Origin of the sequence: Micromonospora sp. NPDC049523, assembly GCF_040676775.1 — a bacterium.
Lineage (GTDB): Bacteria > Actinomycetota > Actinomycetes > Mycobacteriales > Micromonosporaceae > Micromonospora_G.
Window position 1 is genome coordinate 51384 of sequence record NZ_JBFAPP010000024.1, and the last position, 17086, is coordinate 68469.

The 17086-nt window shown below is 72.5% G+C and carries 15 protein-coding genes; 3 read left to right on the top strand and 12 right to left on the bottom strand.

Features of this window, described 5'->3' with window-relative positions; translation table 11 throughout:
- Position 1: 1 nt before the first annotated feature.
- The 3 genes from AB0J90_RS29390 to AB0J90_RS29400 form a co-directional block, all read right to left on the bottom strand.
- Complete coding sequence (locus tag AB0J90_RS29390; RefSeq protein WP_363601331.1) at positions 2-898, bottom strand: protein phosphatase 2C domain-containing protein; 897 nt, start codon at positions 896-898, stop codon at positions 2-4.
- A 76-nt stretch (positions 899-974) separates the two neighbouring features.
- Complete coding sequence (locus tag AB0J90_RS29395; RefSeq protein ID WP_363601333.1) at positions 975-1652, bottom strand: hypothetical protein; 678 nt, start codon at positions 1650-1652, stop codon at positions 975-977.
- Between the two features lie 105 nt (positions 1653-1757).
- Complete coding sequence (locus AB0J90_RS29400) at positions 1758-2765, bottom strand: nitroreductase (protein WP_363601335.1); 1008 nt, start codon at positions 2763-2765, stop codon at positions 1758-1760.
- 252 nt (positions 2766-3017) lie between these two features.
- Between AB0J90_RS29400 and AB0J90_RS29405 the strand changes: the two genes are divergently transcribed.
- Positions 3018-3656 (top strand): response regulator transcription factor, encoded by a 639-nt coding sequence (locus tag AB0J90_RS29405; RefSeq protein ID WP_363601337.1) that lies wholly within the window; start codon positions 3018-3020, stop codon positions 3654-3656.
- Positions 3657-3695: 39 nt separating this feature from the next.
- On the opposite strand, the gene AB0J90_RS29410 is transcribed toward AB0J90_RS29405, so the two are convergent.
- From AB0J90_RS29410 to AB0J90_RS29445, 8 genes are all read right to left on the bottom strand, one after another.
- A complete protein-coding gene (locus AB0J90_RS29410; protein ID WP_363601339.1) occupies positions 3696-5429 on the bottom strand; it encodes a GAF domain-containing sensor histidine kinase in 1734 nt (577 codons plus the stop codon).
- A 67-nt stretch (positions 5430-5496) separates the two neighbouring features.
- Positions 5497-6492 carry a nitroreductase gene (locus AB0J90_RS29415; protein ID WP_363601341.1) on the bottom strand — a complete coding sequence of 332 codons (996 nt, stop codon included), beginning with the start codon at positions 6490-6492 and terminating at the stop codon, positions 5497-5499.
- Positions 6493-6576: 84 nt separating this feature from the next.
- Entirely contained in the window at positions 6577-7149 is a 573-nt protein-coding gene (locus AB0J90_RS29420; RefSeq protein ID WP_363601342.1) for a hypothetical protein, read from the bottom strand.
- A gap of 175 nt (positions 7150-7324) precedes the next feature.
- Positions 7325-9076 (bottom strand): ABC transporter ATP-binding protein, encoded by a 1752-nt coding sequence (locus tag AB0J90_RS29425; protein WP_363601344.1) that lies wholly within the window; start codon positions 9074-9076, stop codon positions 7325-7327.
- Positions 9077-9165: 89 nt separating this feature from the next.
- Positions 9166-10908, bottom strand: a complete 1743-nt coding sequence (locus AB0J90_RS29430) for an ABC transporter ATP-binding protein (RefSeq protein ID WP_363601346.1) — start codon at positions 10906-10908, stop codon at positions 9166-9168.
- A complete protein-coding gene (locus tag AB0J90_RS29435; RefSeq protein ID WP_363601348.1) occupies positions 10905-11768 on the bottom strand; it encodes an ABC transporter ATP-binding protein in 864 nt (287 codons plus the stop codon). Before AB0J90_RS29435 ends, AB0J90_RS29430 begins: the two co-directional genes overlap by 4 nt.
- Positions 11769-11771: 3 nt before the next feature.
- Complete coding sequence (locus tag AB0J90_RS29440) at positions 11772-12839, bottom strand: iron chelate uptake ABC transporter family permease subunit (protein WP_363601350.1); 1068 nt, start codon at positions 12837-12839, stop codon at positions 11772-11774.
- Positions 12839-13876 (bottom strand): iron chelate uptake ABC transporter family permease subunit, encoded by a 1038-nt coding sequence (locus AB0J90_RS29445; protein ID WP_363601352.1) that lies wholly within the window; start codon positions 13874-13876, stop codon positions 12839-12841. Before AB0J90_RS29445 ends, AB0J90_RS29440 begins: the two co-directional genes overlap by 1 nt.
- A 161-nt stretch (positions 13877-14037) precedes the next feature.
- On the opposite strand from AB0J90_RS29445, the gene AB0J90_RS29450 reads away from it, so the two are divergent.
- On the top strand, positions 14038-15069 hold the full coding sequence (locus AB0J90_RS29450) for an iron-siderophore ABC transporter substrate-binding protein (protein WP_363601354.1): 1032 nt from the start codon (positions 14038-14040) through the stop codon (positions 15067-15069).
- Positions 15070-15071: 2 nt separating this feature from the next.
- Positions 15072-16001: a siderophore-interacting protein gene (locus tag AB0J90_RS29455; RefSeq protein ID WP_363601356.1), complete on the top strand. Its 930-nt coding sequence runs from the start codon at positions 15072-15074 to the stop codon at positions 15999-16001.
- A 64-nt stretch (positions 16002-16065) separates the two neighbouring features.
- Here the strand turns inward: AB0J90_RS29455 and AB0J90_RS29460 are convergent, their stop codons facing one another.
- A complete protein-coding gene (locus AB0J90_RS29460; protein ID WP_363601358.1) occupies positions 16066-17010 on the bottom strand; it encodes a methionyl-tRNA formyltransferase in 945 nt (314 codons plus the stop codon).
- Positions 17011-17086: the final 76 nt, after the last annotated feature.

Below are 17086 nucleotides of genomic sequence, written 5' to 3' on the forward strand. Positions count from 1 at the left end.
GCTACGGCTCGATGGTCGGGGTAGCGGCGACCGCCGGCCACACCGCTAGCACGGTCCGGTCGTCGTCGTGTGTCTCCCAGCTGAAGTCGAGCAGCCAGGCGAGTCCCGGCAGCGCCGGTGGGTGGGCGAGGTTCGTGGCGAACAGCTCGCCGACCGTCCCGGTTCCGTCGCCCAGCGGGTCCGCGAATCCGTCGGTGCCCAGCACCAGTACGTCGCCGACGGCCAGCTCGACCTCCACCGGCACGATCGCCGTCGGCACCCGGGGCAGCGCGTACACGCTGTCGGGGAGCAGCTCGGAATGGGGGCCGACCGCCGGGAACAGTGGCGTCCAGCGGGTACCGCGCAGCGTCCAGGCGGTGGAGTCGCCGACCCTGGCGAGCCAGCCGAGGGCGCGGCCCGGCCCGTCCGGTCGGACGTACGCGACCACCACCGTGGTCGCCAGTAGGCGTTCGGCCTCCTGTGGATCCGGCTCGTCGGCACCGAGCTGGCGGGCCGCGTACTCCGCCAGGGACCAGCCGGCGCAGCGCATCAGGTCCGGCCAGTCGAGTTCGGTCCCGTCGTCCAGCACCCGCGACAGATAGTCGACCACGGTGCGACAGACCATGGTGGCGCCGAGGTGGGACAGGGGAGCGCCGGAGACACCGTCGGCGACGACGGCGATCACCGCACCACTGGGATGGGGTACGACCGCACACTCGTCCTGCCGGGGCTCGCCCAGGTACCGGTGGCTGGCGCCGCGAACCGAGGCGCAGCGTACGGCGAAGTGGTCCGACGACCAGCCGTCCGCGATCATGTCGGGCCGGTACGGCCCGGCCGACGGGCCGCGGGCCGGGAAGGGGTCGGTGGGTCGCCCGATCACGAGCGGTGCCCAGACTGCCCCGGTGTCGACGTGGGTCACCTGTGGATCGTCGGCGCCGCTTCCGCCGGAAGGAATCGACCGCACACCCGTACCGCCCATGGTCTCCCGCACCCGTCTATACGACGTCCAGCGCCATTCGGAAGTTGTCGGGTCGCTCCACGACGAGTTCGGCGTCACCGCCGCCGAGGGCCTGGCCGGACTTGATCACGCTCTTGGTGAGCGCGGCGCAGAACTCGGCGATCGCCAGACCCACCTCGACGCCGGGGGTGGCGACGAACGCGAACTCCGGCCGGGTGGCAACCTCCAGGATGGTCGCCGCCCGGGCGTTGCCGATGCCGCAGGCGATGATGTTCGGTGCGGTCGGCGTCCGTTCCCGGTCTACCAGCCTGCGGTACGGCTCCTCCCACTGCCCTGGATCGGTGGGCTGCCCGTCGCTGAGGAAGAACACGGCGGGACGGTGCACCGAGAACCCCTCGCGTTTGAGCGCCCGGACGTCGGCCGGAATCCGGTCCAGCAGGACCGAGAAGGCGGCGCCGTAGCTCGTACCGTCCCTTACCGACAGTTGCGGCAGCGGGCCCTCCGTACGCAGGTCGGCGAGGGCGACGTGCACGATGATGTCGTTGGAGAAGCCCAGTACGGAGAACCGCACCTTCGCCGCCGCCATCGGCTCGCGCAGCAGCGCGTCGTGCAGCGAGTTGAGCCCCGCGTTCAGCTCGTCCACCACCGGTGACATCGACCGCGACTCGTCGGCCACAAGGTAGACCGGTAGCACCCGTCCGAACGTCTCCGACATCAATCCTCACCGATGGCTCGTAGGAAACCCGATGCACGTTGGTGATCGCCCACCGACGTGGCCGGCCGTAGGAGTCACCGACTGTATCATGACGATCACAACGGTCTATGCGCCGAGCGCGACCGCGCTCGGGGCCCCGATCGGTACCCCGGCCGCGTCGATCACCTCCGCCACCTCGCGGCGCGGAGTCGGCCACCCGGGCTGCCCGTACCCGATCCGCATGACCATCTGCGCCACCCCCGCGCGACCCAGCGCCAACCGCAGTTGTTCCCGCGCGGCGGGCACCTCGATCGGTTGGGACAGCATCGACACGGCCAGCCCCTCGGCGGCGGCGGTGAGCAGCACCCGCTGCAGCGCCTGCCCGGCGGCAACCTGGTCACGCGGGTGGTCACCGGCGCAGCCGAGCACCGCGACCAGCGGCTCGGGCTCGAAGTCCCGCCCGGGAGCCCTGGTCCGTACGCCGAACGCCCGTTGCGGGAGCAGGTCCTGGGGTTCGGCGGCAGGCCCGCCCGCGGTTGCCGGCACGCCGTCCACGGCGGCGTCCAGCCGGACCCACCGCGCCAGCTCCGCCTGGTAGTCGCGGTCGCGCTCGAGTACCCGGTGCGCGCCCCGGACGACCTCGGCCAGCGCCTGTACCGGTGCCGCACCGATGACCAGTTCGAGCCAGCCGTCCTCCGCCCGCGCGGCCTCGACCAACCGCCAGCGCGCCTCCGGCGGCACCGGCGTCGGCCAGAACGGCCGCCGGTTGCTGTGCCGCCGGGTGACGGCGGCATACAGCTCACGCTCGGTCGGGGTCGCCGGCCGGGGCCGGTCGGGCACCAGCCGCGCCACCACGTCCGGGTCCTCGGGGTACGGCCGCAGGCGTACCCGGGCCGGGGTGCCGGCCGAGGCCAGGGCCAGGCGAAGGTTGAACACGGCCGCGCCGCAGCCCATCCGGGCAGCCCAGCCGGAGGGGTCGCAGGCCGGAAGTTGCCGCTGCGGGTCGACCCGGACCTCGATCCCGCCGTGGCGCAACTGGAAGCGCCACGGCTGGCTGTTGTGCAGGGACGGGGCCCGGATCGCCGCGGCCACCGCCGGGCGCAGGTCACTGAGCGTGTACGGAGCGAGCGTCATGACATCTTCCCGGTGGTCGGTCCCGGTCTGCCGACCGGTGTGTCGGGTGTTCCTGCCTCCACCCTCCGTCCGGCGACCCCGGTCCGGGCAGGGGCATCGGTCCCGACCCGCCGGGTCGAGTGGCCCGACCCGCACCGGCCGATCCTCGACCCGCCGACCTGCGCCGTCGGGTAGCCGGGCCGGTCACGGGGTGACCCACGGCGGGACCTTCGGCCCTGTGCACGGGCCGATGCGGGCGGGTAGAAACGAGGGATGATCCGAGTCTTCCTCCTCGACGACCACGAGGTCGTCCGCCGTGGCCTGGCCGACCTGCTGCACACCGCCGGTGACATCGAGGTGGTCGGCGAGTCCGGGTCGGCGCGGGAGGCGACCGTACGGATCCCCGCGCTCCGCCCGGACGTGGCGATCCTCGACGCCCGGCTGCCCGACGGCAACGGCATCGACGTGTGCCGGGACGTGCGCTCGGTCGACTCGTCGATCCGGGGCCTGATCCTCACCTCGTACGAGGACGACGAAGCGCTATTCGCCGCGATCATGGCCGGCGCCGCCGGTTACGTGCTCAAGCAGATCCGCGGCACTGACCTGGTCGACGGGGTGCGCCGGGTGGCGGCGGGGCAGTCGTTGCTCGATCCGGCGGTGACCCAGCGGGTGCTGGAACGGGTCCGCAACGGGGTCGAGGCCCCGCGCGAGCTGAAGGCCCTCACCGAGCAGGAGCGGCGGATCCTGGAGTACGTGGCCGAGGGGATGACCAACCGGGAGATCGCGGCGAAGATGTTCCTCGCCGAGAAGACGATCAAGAACTACGTGTCGAGCCTGCTGGCGAAGCTCGGCCTGGAGCGCCGTACGCAGGCGGCGGTACTCGCCACCCGGCTACTGGGCCAGCGCCCCTGACCGGTTCCGGCGGGGCGGTGCGAGCAACGTCCCGCGCGCTCAGTCGCCCAGCGGCACGCGCCAGCGCACGCTGGTGCCGTACGGCTCCGCCGGCCCGATGGTGAACTCGCCGCCCAGCCGCTCCGCCCGCTCCCGCATGTTGACCAGGCCGCCCCGCGCCCGGTTCGGGTCCGGGGGGCCACCGCCGCCGTTGTCGTCGACGCTGAGCGTCAGCCAGCCCGAATCGACCTCCACCCGCACGGTGAGTCGGGACGCGGCGGCGTGCCGTACCGCGTTCGACAGCGCCTCACGCAGCACGGCGAGCAACTCGGGGCGGGTCGCGTCGGGTACCGCGCTGTCGACCGGCCCGACGATCTCCAGGCTCGGCCGGAAGCCGACCGCGCCGGCCGCCGAGTCGACCTCGGCCCGGATGTCCGTACGCAGCGTCGCGCTCATCGGCGTACGCAGCTCGAAGATCGCCCGACGGATGTCGCGGATGGTGGAGTCGAGTTCGTCGACCGCGGCGTTGATCCGCTGCCCGATCTCGGGCCGGGCGGCCAGCGGCACCGTGCTCTGCAACTGCAGCCCGGTGGCGAACAGTCGCTGGATCACCACGTCGTGCAGGTCGCGGGCGATCCGTTCCCGGTCCTCCAGCACCACCAGCAGCTCGCGTTCCTCCTGCGCCCGGGCCCGTTCCATCGCCAGGGCCGCCTGGGCGGCGAAGCTGGCCAGCAACGGCACCTCGTCGTCGCCGCGCTGCGCCGAACCCACCGGATATGCCACCACCAGCACGCCGTGCAGGGTGCCGGCCGCGGAGAGCGGGGAGACCATCGCCGGGCCGTCGGTGACCCGTACCGGCCAGGTGGCGGCCTTGGCCAGGCTTTCCACGACGGTGTGCCGGTGGTCGGTCACCGAGGCGGCGAACGACGCGTCGGCGGCCGGCAGGATCATGCCTACCGGTGGCGCCTCGTCGGGCTCGGCCGCGTCGACCACCTCGACCACGAACTGCTCGGCTTCCTCGTCGTAGAGCAGCACGAGGACCATCTCGGCCTCGGCGAGTTCCCGGGCCCGGCGGGCGACCAGGGCCAGCGCGTCGGTCCGCCGCACCTCACCCAGGAGCACCGAGGTGATCTCGGCGGTGGCGGCGAGCCACCGTTCCCGGCGGTGGGCCACCGCGTAGAGGCGCGCGTTCTCGATCGCCACCCCCGCGGCGGCCGCCAGTGCGACCGCGATCTCCTCGTCGTCCTGCGTGAACTCCCGCGCGGCCTGCTTCTCCGCCAGGTACAGGTTGCCGTAGACCTGGTCCCGGATCCGCACCGGTACGCCGAGGAAGCTGTGCATCGGCGGATGGTTCGACGGGAAGCCGTACGACTGGGCGTGCTCGGTGATGTCGGGCATCCGTACCGGGCGCGGGTCGGCGATCAGCAGCCCGAGCACACCCCGACCGCTGGGCAGGTCGCCGATGCGCGCGTGCAGCTCCGGGTCGATGCCGTGCGTGATGAACTCGGTCAGCAGCCGGTCGGGGCCGATCACGCCCAGCGCGCCGTACCGGGCACCGAGCAGTTCGCACGCCGCCTCGACGATCCGGCGCAGGGTGCTGCGCAGGTCGAGATCCGAGCCGATCGCCACCACCGCGTCCAGTAGCGCCCGCAACCGTTCGCGGCTGGTGACGACCTCACCGACCCGGTCGAGCATCTCCTGGAGCAACTCGTCCAGCCGTACCCGGGACAGCGGACTCAGCCCGAGCGAGGGAGTGTCGCGCCGGTCAGCGTCGGGATGTTCTGACGGGTGCATCCGCCGATGCTATCGGTGCAGCCGGTGATCTTGCGATTGGCCCGCGTGCGGAATCGGTCGTCGGCGGTCACAGTGTCGCGATCTCCACCAGACCGGCCGGGGAGATCCGCGGCGTCTGCGGCGGTCCGGGCTGGTCCGGGTCGGCGATCCCCAGGCGGAGGACCAGGTACGGGTGGCCGAGGCCGGACAGCAGCCGGCGCAGGATCTGCCGGGTGCCGGCGACCTCGATCGCCGCGCTCAGCGGCAGCACCGAGACGCCGAGCGCCTCCGCGGTCAGCCAGGCCGCCGAGAGCGCCTCGCCGGCCCGCAACCAACCCGCCGGCTCGTCGTCGTCGCCGTACAGCAGCAGGTAGGTCGCCGCCCGGTCGTGGCCGGACCCGACCACGAGCGTCCCGGCCCGGCCGAAGTCGCGGTCCGGCACCGTCGTCTGCGGCGCCCGCGCCGGCAGTACGCCGACCGGCAGGCCGACACCGCCCCGTTCCGAGCGACCGGTCCAGTACGCCAGCTCGGCGCGGATGGCGGGATCCGCGGACTCGACGGCGACCGCGACATCCGCCGCCGCGGCGAGGTCGATCACCTGTTCACGGGTGAGCACCTGCAGGCGGGCCCGACCGGTAACCGCTTCCTGGATGGCGGCCACGGCCTGGGCGGGCACCGGCTGGTCGCTGACCGGCCGGCGGTCGGTACGGCGGGTCGACGAGGCGTCGAACAGCTGCTTCGCCGTGGGCGTCACCGGCGTCCGGGCGCCTGCCGTCAGCGTGGCCAACAGGTCCGGTCGGTCCGGGTCGGCCGTCCGGTCCACCTCGGCGGTCCAGCCCTGCGCCCGCAGCGCCACCAGCGCGTGGTGCAGTGCCGCACCGCAGCTGATCGCCAACAGTCGCCCCTGCGGGTCGACGGCGGGCAGTTGACGGCCACGCTCGGCGAACAGTTCCAACCGGTCCGGGTGGGCCGACCAGCGCCAGGGCTGGGTGTTGTGCAGCGAGGGTGCGTACCCCGCGGCGACCGCCGCCCGGGCGAGTACTGCCGCGGGCGCACGGTCCGGTACCGAAGCCGGGTCGACCATAGCGATTCTCCTGTCGTCACATGTCCGTGTCGGATGTCCGTTGGTGGCCCGGCCCGCCGGGTCGGCGGGCCGGGCGTGCGGTGGCTACCTGAGCCAGGGCAGCCGCCGCACGATCGGTAGCCGGGCCCAGACCCGACCGAGTCCGGCGGTGTCGCCGGCGGCGGTCAGCGCGAGGCCGGCCAGGACGGCGGCGTTGATGAGGTGGTCGTCCATGAAGATGTTGTTCTCCGGCGGCAGGACGACGCTCCACATCATCACGAAGAGCAGGCCACCGGCGACCGCTGCGACGCGCAGGCCGATGCCGAGCAGCAGCGCGACCGCGATGGCGGCGAGACCGATCATGAACAACCAGTCGGCCCATCCACTGCCGGCGATCGAGTTGTAGAAGCCCTTGAACGGCCCGGCCGCGCCGAAGTTCAGGAAGCCCTCGGTCGGGCTGCCGCCGTTGATCCAGGCCGACTTCGACTCGGTCTCGTGGCCGAGCCCGAAGGTCTTGTCGAGGAAGGCCCAGAGGAAGGTCCAGCCCAGGGCGATCCGGACGCCGGCCCAGACGTAGCGGGCCGCCCGCTGTCCCACGTTCTCCGCGCGCTGCTCGGTCGGGATCGCAGTGGTTGCGGGCCCGGTGTGCCGCTCGGCCATCGCGGTCATTGTCGCCACGTCCCTTCTCGGTATCCCGCCAGGCGCTCTGGCTACCTCCATTCGACGCCAACCAGCGGGCCGAAATCAGGGGCCGTGGTCCTGTTCCGGGACGGGACCTTCGGCCCCTCCTGACGGGACTCCTGAACGGGTTCTGTGGCGGGCCACCCGTGCGGCGGGGGGCGCGTACGGCGGGTCAGCGCTGTTGTGACCAGGCTTGCCAGAGCATGGCGTAGTGGCCGGACTCGCGGGCGATCAGTTCCTCGTGGGTGCCGGAGTCGAGCACCCGACCGGCCTCCAGCACCACGATCCGGTCCGCGGTGACCGCCTGGGTCAGGCGGTGGGCGACCACCAGTGCCGTACGGCCCCGCAGCGCCCGTTCGGCCGCCCGTTCCAGCACCCGTGCCCCGGCGCTGCCGGCGTCGGCGGTGGCCTCGTCGAGGATCACCACCCGTGGGTCGGCCAGGATCACCCGGGCCAGCGCCAACTGCTGCGCCTGCGTCACCGAGAGCTGGTGTCCGCCGTCGCCGACGACCGTGTCCAGGCCGTCGGGCAGCGCCAGTGCCCAGTCCAGTGCCTCGACCTCGGCCAGCGCGGTACGCAGCTGCTCGTCGGTGGCGTCCGGCCGGGCCAGCCGCAGGTCGTCCGCGAGAGGCCCGGCGAACACGTGCACCTCCTGGGTGACCACCGCGACCGTCCGGCGCCGCTGCTCCGGCGGTAACTCGCCGAGATCCACCCCGCCGAGCATGATCGTGCCCGCTGTCGGCCGGTGTACGCCCGCGACGAGCTGGGCCAGCGTGGTCTTGCCCGCGCCGCTCGCCCCGACGAGCGCCACCCGCTGCCCCGGCGCGATGTCGAGGGTGACCCCCGACAGCACCCGCTGTCCGGGCAGGTAGGCGTACTCGACGTCGACCGCCTTCACCGAGGTGTCCACCGGCGTGGGGTGGTCCGGTGCCGTCGCCGGGGTGTCGAGCTGGGTCACGCCCACCAGCCGGGCCAGGCTCGCCGTCGCCACCTGGGCGTCGTCCACCAGTCGCAGCGCCGAGTTGATCGGGCCGAAGAGGTTGTGGAAGTAGAGCGTCGCGGCGGCGGTGGTGCCGATGGTGACCGCACCGGCGTCGGTGAGCACGAAACCGACCACGAGTACGGCGGAGAGCCCCACGAACTCGGCCAGGTTGAGCCGGCCGTAGAACCGCGTGATCAGGCGTACGGCGCGCAGCGCCAGGTCGACCGCACCACGCGAGCGGTCGGTCACCTGCGCCAGGTGGCGCTCGTCGAGCCGCAGTGCCCGTACGGTCGGCGCGCCGCCGATGCTCTCCAGCAACTGCTGCTGCTGGGCGCCGACGGCCACCCGGTGCGCGGCGTACAGGGCCGGGCTGCGGCGCAGGTACCAGCGGACGGTGTGCCACTGGATCGGGACGGCCAGCAGGGCGGCCAGCAGGAAGCGGTAGTCGAGCACGGCGAGGCCGACCAGGGTCAGCCCGATGACCAGCACCGAGCGGGCCAGTTCGGGCAGTGCACCGCGTACCGCCTCGGCGATGGCGGTGACGTCGTTGGTGACCCGCGAAGTGAGGTCGCCGGAGCCGGCCTGCTCCAGCCGCCCCAATGGCAGGTGCAGTGCCCGGTCGACGAACTGTTCCCGCAGGTCGGCGAGCATTCCCTCGCCCAGGCGGGCGATCATGCCGATGCCGATCGCGGTGGCCACCGCCTGGGTGAGCGCGATGGCGATCAGCAGCACCGCCGGTACGGTGAGCGCGCCGACCGTCCCGCCGTCGGTGACCAGGTCGACGATGTGTCCCAGCAGCGGCGGGGTGAGCAGCCCGATCGCGGTGCCGGCCGCGAGTACGCCGAGCGACCCCACGGCCAGTGCCCGCCGTCCGCGCAGCAGGTGCCGTACCGCCGCGGTGGTCTGGGCCGGGCTGGCGATGGGTAGCACGTGCGGGGTCACTGGTCTCCCTTGTCAGGCGTTCGACGTCGATCGGCTGTTTCGCGCCGGCCGGGCGGCGGTTGGCGTCCTAGCGGCACCGGTCGGCGGTTTCAGGCGAGGACCGTCGTGCGGTAGCGCTCGTGGTCGCGTACCAGGTCGGTGTGTTGCCCGACGACCGGTTGCCGGTCACCGTCGAGCAGCACCACCCGGTCGGTGACGGCGAGCAGGGCGGGGCTGCCGGTGACCAGGATCGTCGTCCGTCCGGCGCGCAGTTGCCGCAGTCGTACGGCGATCCGGGCCTCGGTCGCGGCGTCCACGGCGGTGGTGGGCTCGTGTACGACGAGCACCGCCGCCCCGGCTTGCAGCGCCCGGGCCAGGGCGACCCGCTGACGTTGCCCGCCGGAGAGCGACCGGCCGCGTTCACCGACCATGGTGTGCATCCCGTCCGGCAGTACATCGGCGACCTGGTCGACCGAGGTGGCGGCGAGCACCCGGTCGAGTGCGTCCGTCTCGCCGCCGGCCGCGGTGACGTTGTCCAGGACACTGCCCTCGAACAGCACCGCGTCGTGGGTGGCGGTGAGCATCGCCGCGCGGACCAGCGCCGGGTCCAGTTCGGTCAGCGCGATCCCGTCGAGGGTCACGGTGCCGCTTGCGGGGTCGGCCTCGCGGGCCAGGTACCGGACCAGCGCGGCGGCCGCCGCCGGGTCCGGGGCGACCACGCCGAGCATCTCTCCGGGCGCCACCCGGAGGTCGTCGATGTGCAGCGGACCGTCCGCGATCCCGTGCAGCCGCAGTTCGCCGCGCACCGGGGTGGCCGGGCCGGGGCCACCGGGCCGGACCGCCGGGGTGGCCGCGTGCACGGCGGCGATCCGGGCGGCCGACGCGCGTGCCTGCGCGAGTTCGGCGTTCACCCAGCTCACCAGGGCCAGCGGGTTGAGCAGGAACAGTGCGAGTCCGACCGCGGCGATCAGCTCACCGATGGTGATGTCGCCGCGGATCGCGAGCCGGGCGCCCCAGAGGGCGACCGCGGTGATGAAGACGCCGGTGACGGCGATCAGCGCGCCGTCGTGCCAGGCCTGTGCCTGCGCGGCCCGCAGGGTGGCGGCCAGCGACCGGCGGTTGATCAGACGGTAGCGGGCCCAGGCGGCCTGTTCGGCGCCGATGCCCTTGAGGATCCGCAGGCCGGCGACCAGGTCGGCGGCGACCCCGGAGGCGTGCGCGGCGTTCTCCTGCTCGGCCGCGCTGCGCCGCTGGAGCAGACCGCCGAGCAGGTGCGCGACCCAGAGCACCGGCGGCGCACCGAGCAGGATCAGCACGCCCAGCGACACCGACATGCTCAGCAGGGCCACGGCGGTGGTGGCCAGCGCGGCCAACGCCGCCGCCCCGGCGGTCAGCGCCATGTTCACCGCGCCGACCCGGCTCGCGTCGCTGGTGGCGATGTTGACCAGCGCCCCGGAGAGGTGCCCGCGCTCCACCCCGCCGTACGGGGCGAGGACCCGCCCGGTCAGCTCGCGGCGGATCTCGTGCGCGGCCTGTTCGGCCGCCCGTTCACCGGCCCGAGCCGCGAACCGATAGCACGTCGACAGGGCCGCGAAGACCACCGCCAGTACGGCGAGCCACTGCACCAGTGCCGAGGTGGATCCGGTCGCCACCGCCCGGTCCACGACCACGCCGATGATCACCGGCACCAGCGCCTCACCGGCCTGGTGACCGATCGCGAGCAGAGCGCCGAGGGTGACGTACCGGCCCTGCCCGGTGACCGCCCGGCGCAGGATCCGGCGTGCGGTCGGTCCCGCTGCCGGCTCGGCCGGGTTGGGCATGGCCGGCGCGGGCGCCTCGGTCACCCGGCTCATGCCACGGCCAGCGGAGTCGTGCCGGCCCGGTGGTGCCGACCGACCGGAATGATCATCGGGGTGCCGGTGACCGGGTCGACGGTGATCCGGCAGTCGAGGTCGAAGACCTGCTCGACCAGCTCCGTGGTGATCACCTCGGCGGGGGCACCCTGCGCGACGATCCGTCCCGCCTTCATCGCGATCAGGTGGTCGGCGTACCGGCTGGCCTGGTTGAGGTCGTGCAGCACCATCACGACGGTGCGGTGCTCCTGCCGGTTGAGGTCGACGACCAGGTCGAGTACGTCGATCTGGTGGGCCAGGTCGAGGAACGTGGTCGGCTCGTCGAGCAGGAGTACCGGCGTGCCCTGCGCGATGGACATCGCGATCCAGGCCCGTTGCCGCTGGCCGCCGGAGAGTTCGTCGACCGGGCGGTGCGCGAGTTCGAGCATGTCGGTGGCGGTCAGCGCCTCGTGCACCGCCCGTTCGTCGGTCGTGGACCACTGCCGCCACCAGTTCTGGTGTGGCGCGCGCCCCCGGGTGACCAGGTCGATGACGGTGAGCCCGGCCGGTGCGACCGGTGACTGCGGCAGGATCCCGATCCGGCGGGCCACCTGCCGGGTCGGCATGGACTGGATCGACCTGCCGTCCAGTTCGACCGCGCCGGCGCGCGGCGGGAGCAGCCGGGCGAGTGCCTGGAGCAGGGTCGACTTGCCGCAGGCGTTGGCGCCGACGATCACCGTGATCCGCCCAGGCGGGATCGCGACCTCCAGGTCGTCGACCACGACCAGTTTGTCGTAGCCCAGACGCAGGCCGGTCGCGCGCAGGTCGGGGGGTTCGCCCGTGGTGTCGGACGTGGCTCGGCCGGGCGGTTCAGCGATCACGGGTCATCCTCCGGAGCCGGTTCGGTTGGCGCGGGCGAGGAGCCAGAGCAGGACCGGGGCACCGAGCACACCGGTCACCACCCCGACGGGCAGGTGGTCGTCGGGCAGCACGTGCCGGGCGATCAGGTCACCGGTCAGCACGATCAGGGACCCGGTCAGCGCGGAGACCAGCAGCGGCGGTGCGGCCACGGCGGCCAGCCGCTGCGCGATCTGCGGCGCGATCAGCGCGACGAACAGGATCGGGCCGGCGGCGGCGGTACCGAACGCGGCCAGGCCGACGGCGGTCACCAGCAGCGCCAACTGGGCGCGGGCGACGTGCGTACCGAGGCCGGTGGCGACCGCCTCGCCGAGTTGCAGCGTACGCAGCCAGCGGCTGAGCAGCAGGGTTGCGGGTACGAGCACCGCCAGCGCCAGCCCGATCGGGCGTACGTGTTGCCAGCCGCGTTCGTTGAGGCTGCCGACCAGCCAGCCGACGGCCTTCTGCGCTTCGAACGGCAACGCCTTGGCGATCAGGTAGTCGGTGGCGCTGGTGCACATCCAGGCGACCCCGATGCCGACCAGGACGATCCGGTAACCGGTCGCCCCGCGTCCCCACGCGAGCACGTACACCGCGAGGGCGGCGACGAGGGCGCCGAGCAGGCCGAGCGCCTGGGTGCCGAGCCCGGCGCCGAAGCCGAGCACGATGCCGGCGACCACCGCGGTCTGCGCGCCGGCGATCACCCCGATCATGTCGGGGCTGGCGAGCGGGTTGCGGGTCATGGTCTGGAACACCGCACCGGAGATGCCGAAGGCGGCTCCGACGAGCAGGCCGACCAGCACCCGGGGCAGGCGCAGCTCGTTGACCACGAGCAGGGTGCCGGAGTCGCCGACACCGAACAGGGCGGGGACCACGTCGGTGACCGATATCGGGTAGTCACCGGTGGCGACGCCGAGGCAGAACACCCCGAAGGTGGCGACCGCGAGCACGGTGGTGACCACCAGCACGCGTACGGACACCACGCCGGACACGGCGCCCCGGCCCAGCCGGAACGTGGCCCGTCCGGCTTCGGTGGAGAGTTCGAGCAGCGCCATCAGAGTTCCGCCAGCCGACGTCGGCGGACCAGGGCGATGAAGAACGGCGCACCGAGGAAGGCGACGATGACGCCGACCTGGATCTCGCCGGGCCGGGCCACCACCCGGCCGGCGATGTCCGCCGTCAGCAGCAGGATCGGGGCCAGGACCAGGGTGTACGGCAGCAGCCAGCGATAGTCCGGCCCGGTGATCATCCGCACCAGGTGCGGTACGACCAGCCCGACGAAGACGATCGGTCCGGTCACCGCGACCGTGGCGGCGGCCAGCACGGTGACGGCGGCGGCTCCGCCCAGCCGGATCAGGCCGACCCGGCGGCCGAGTGCGGTGGCCACCTGGTCGCCGAGGGCGAGGCTGTTCAGCGCGGGTGCGAGGGCGAGCGCGGCGAGGATGCCGACGGCGAGGAACGGCAGCACCCGCAGCAGGGTGCCACTGGTCTGCCCGGCGATGGAGCCGGCGGTCCAGTACCGGTAGCGGTCCAGTGCGAGCGGGCTGGCCAGCACGATGGCGCTGGTCAGGGAGCCGAGCAGCAGGGTCACCCCGACTCCGGCCAGGGCCAGTTTCACCGGGGTCGCGCCGCCGCGTCCCACCCCGCCGAGCAGGTAGACGACGGCGCTGGCCAGCAGCGCGCCGAGGATGGCGAACCAGATGTAGCCGTACAGGCCGGTGAGATGCAGCACAGCGCTCGCGGTGACGATGCCGAAGGCCGCGCCGGCGCTGACCCCGAGCAGTCCCGGGTCGGCCAGCGGATTGCGGGTCAGTCCCTGCATCACGGCACCGGCCAGGCCGATAGCGGCACCGGCCAGCAGCCCGAGCGCGGTACGCGGCAACCGCAGCCCGCGTACGATCGCGAGGATGTCCTCGGGTGCCCGGCCGGGGTCCACAAGGGACGACACGACCTGGGTGAGCGGGATCTGCCGGGCTCCGATCGCGATCGACAGCAGGCAGACCAGAGCGAGTACGAGCAACCCGGCGGTGAGCGCGACCACGTGGTGTCGGGTGCGCCCGCGCACCGTGGGTGGCCTGATCGGTGCGCTCACATGGTCTCCCCTCGCGGTGGTGTCTTCGCGGCGTTGATCGTCGCTCGACACGGGTGCGAGCATCCTACGGCTTGAGGTTAGGTAAGCCGACCCTTACTATATGGCAACCTCTCCTCGGCCGGTGCCGAGGCTCAGCGCGACGCGATTCCCGAAGGGGACCAATGCTTAGCCCGTCGAAGATAGTCAATGGCCGGTCCGGCCTGCTGGCGCGGACGCTGCTGGCGGTGGCCTTGACCGCCACAGTGGCCGCCTGCGGTGGCGAATCCGCCGAGCCCGAGACCGCCGCGCCATCGGCGAACTCCGGGGCGTTCCCGGTCACCATCGAGCACAAGTACGGTTCCACCACCGTCACCAAGGCGGCCACCCGCGTGGTCACCCTGGGGCTCAGTGACCAGGACACGGTGCTGGCGTTGGGCATCAAGCCGGTCGGCGCGGTCGACTGGTTCGGCGAGCGCCCGTTCGGCAACTGGGCCTGGATGAAGGACAAGTGGGGCACCACCCCGCCGGAGATCGTCGGCGAGCGGGACGAGTACCAGGTCGAGAAGATCGTCGCGCTGAAGCCTGACCTGATCATCGCGCAGTATTCGGGCATGACGCAGGAGCAGTACACCACCCTGTCGAAGATCGCCCCGGTGGTCGCCCAGTCCAAGAAGTACGACGACTACTCCACGCCGTGGGACGAGATGGCCCGGGTGATCGGGCAGGCCCTCGGTCAGCAGCCGAAGGTCGACGAGCTGCTCGCCGCGATCGACCAGCGCCTCGCCGACATCCGCAAGCAGCACCCGGAGTTCGCGACCCAGACCGCCGTGGTGGCGGACCCGAGCGAGCCGGGCACGTACGCCGCGTTCGCCAAGAGCGACCCCAAGGCGCAACTGCTCAACGAGATGGGCTTCAAGCTCTCCGAGCAGGTCGAACAGGTCGCCGGCAAGGACACCGCCGCGGTGATCAGCTCGGAGCGGCTGGACCTGCTCGACGTGGACCGGCTGGTGCTGCTGACCACCGACGAGTCGGTGGAGCCGCGGGTCAAGGCCGACCCGGTTTACGCGGCGCTGAAGGTGGCCAAGGAGCAGCGGGCCGTGTTCGTGCCCTACATGGAGCCGCCGGTCGGTGCCGCACTGTCCTTCGTCACCGTGCTCAGCGTTCCGTACGCGATCGACCAACTCCTGCCGATGCTCGTCGCGCCCGGTCGGTAGACGTGGCGGCCTACCTGCCGTTCGCCGTACGGGTGCTCCGGGTGCAGCGCCTGAGCCCGACCTTCGTACGCGTGACCGTGGCCGGCGAATCCCTCGCGGGGTTCGCCGGTCACGGCTTCGACCAGCGGATCAACCTGCTGTTCCCGCCCAACGGCGATCCCGACGAGCTGCCCACCGGCCCCGACTGGGTGCAGCGGTGGCAGTCGGTCCCGGTCGACCGGCGCCCGCCGCTGCGGACGTACACCGTGCGGGCGTTCCGGCCGGAACGGCGCGAACTCGACCTGGACTTCGTCCTGCACGGTGACATCGGGCCGGCGTCGCGCTGGGCGGGTGCCGCCCGCCCCGGTGACTCGATCACCATCATCGGCCCGGTGGCCGGACATCCCGGACCCGTCGGCGACGTGGCCTGGGCGCCGCCGCCGCACCCGAGGCGGCTGCTGCTGGCCGCGGACGAGGCCGCCCTGCCGGCGGCGTCCGCCATCGCCGAGGCACTCGGACCCGAGGACCGGGCGACGGTGGTGCTGGAGGTGGCGGAGCCCGCCGACGCCGTCGAGTTCGAGGCGCCGGCCGGTGTGACGGTGATCTGGTTGTCCCGCAGCCGGGGCGAGCGTCTCGGACCGGTGGTACGCGACCTGCTCACGGACCTGGTACCGGTGCCGGTGGGCGCGACCTCGACCGTCCAGCCCGGACATCCGGAGCGCGCCGCCACGGGTGGCGGAGGTAGACCCGAGCTGGCGGACGACGGCGAGGACCCGTGGGACGTACCCGAGCCGGGTGACACGGACGGCTCGGCCGGCTTCTACGCCTGGCTCGCCGGGGAGGCGGGTGCGGTGGTGGCGATGCGTCGCCACCTGGTGGGGGAGCGCGGGATCGACCGGCGCGCGGTGGCCTTCATGGGGTACTGGCGACGGGGCCGGTCCCAGGAGAACTGACGGCTCGGGCGGTTCCGGGGCCGGTGCTCGACGCACTGGAGCCGGAACCGCCCGAGCTTGGTTGTCAGGGCTGGTTGGTGAGGTAACCGCCCATGGTGTGGAAGTACTCGGTCGCCGGGTACTCGGTGCCGTCGTCGGTGCGTACCCGCTTGATCACCAGGCCGTGGCTGCGGCCGTGCCGGGCCTCGCTGCCCGCGACGATGACGATGCCGTCGCCTTCCTTGATGAAAACCCGGCCGGGGGTGCCGCCGTAGTAGCCGCGCGACACCCCGGCCTCGATGACCCGGATCCGCTCGCCCCGGTGGTGGGTGAACGCGTTCGGGTACGGGTCGGCCAGCGCCCGGACCAGCCGCTCCAGGTCTTCTGCCGGCCAGGTCCAGTCGATCAGGCTGTCCTGGATGGACCGCTTGTGGAAGAAGCTGCCCTGGCTCGGGTCCTGCTTGGTCCAGTCCGTGCGACCGGATTCGATCAGCGCCAGGCCATCCAGTGTGATCGGCCCGAACAGCGCCAGCGTGCGGTGGAACAGGTTCGCGGTGGTGTCGGTCGGCCCGACCGGCACCGCGCGCTGAAGCACGATGTCGCCGCCGTCCAGGGTGTCGTCCATCAGGTGCGCGGTGACCCCGACCTCCGGCTCGCCGTTGATCAGAGCCCAGATCAGCGGGGAGAAGCCGGCGTACTTGGGCAGCAGCGAGTCGTGCACGTTGAGGGTGCCGTGACGAGGGATGTTGAAGATCGCCGGGGGGAGCCAGGTGCGCCAGTTGGTGGCCACGATCACGTCCGCGTCGGCCTGCTTGACCTGGTCGGCCAGTTCGTCGTCCGGGCGCTGGCGCAACAGCACCGGTACGTCGTGCGCGCGGGCCAGGTCCGCCACCGAGTCGTCCCACATCTGCTCGTACGCGTGATCGCTCTTGGGATGCGTCACCACCATGACGACCTCATGTTCCGAGTCCAGCAGCGCCTGCAGGGTCCGATGACCCCAGGTCTGGTAACCGAACATGATCACTCGCATGTGGAGGCCTCCTGGCGATAGGGGATACTAGTCAGGCAAGGCTTACCTAGCTAGCGTGTGCGGTGTTGCTGTCGAC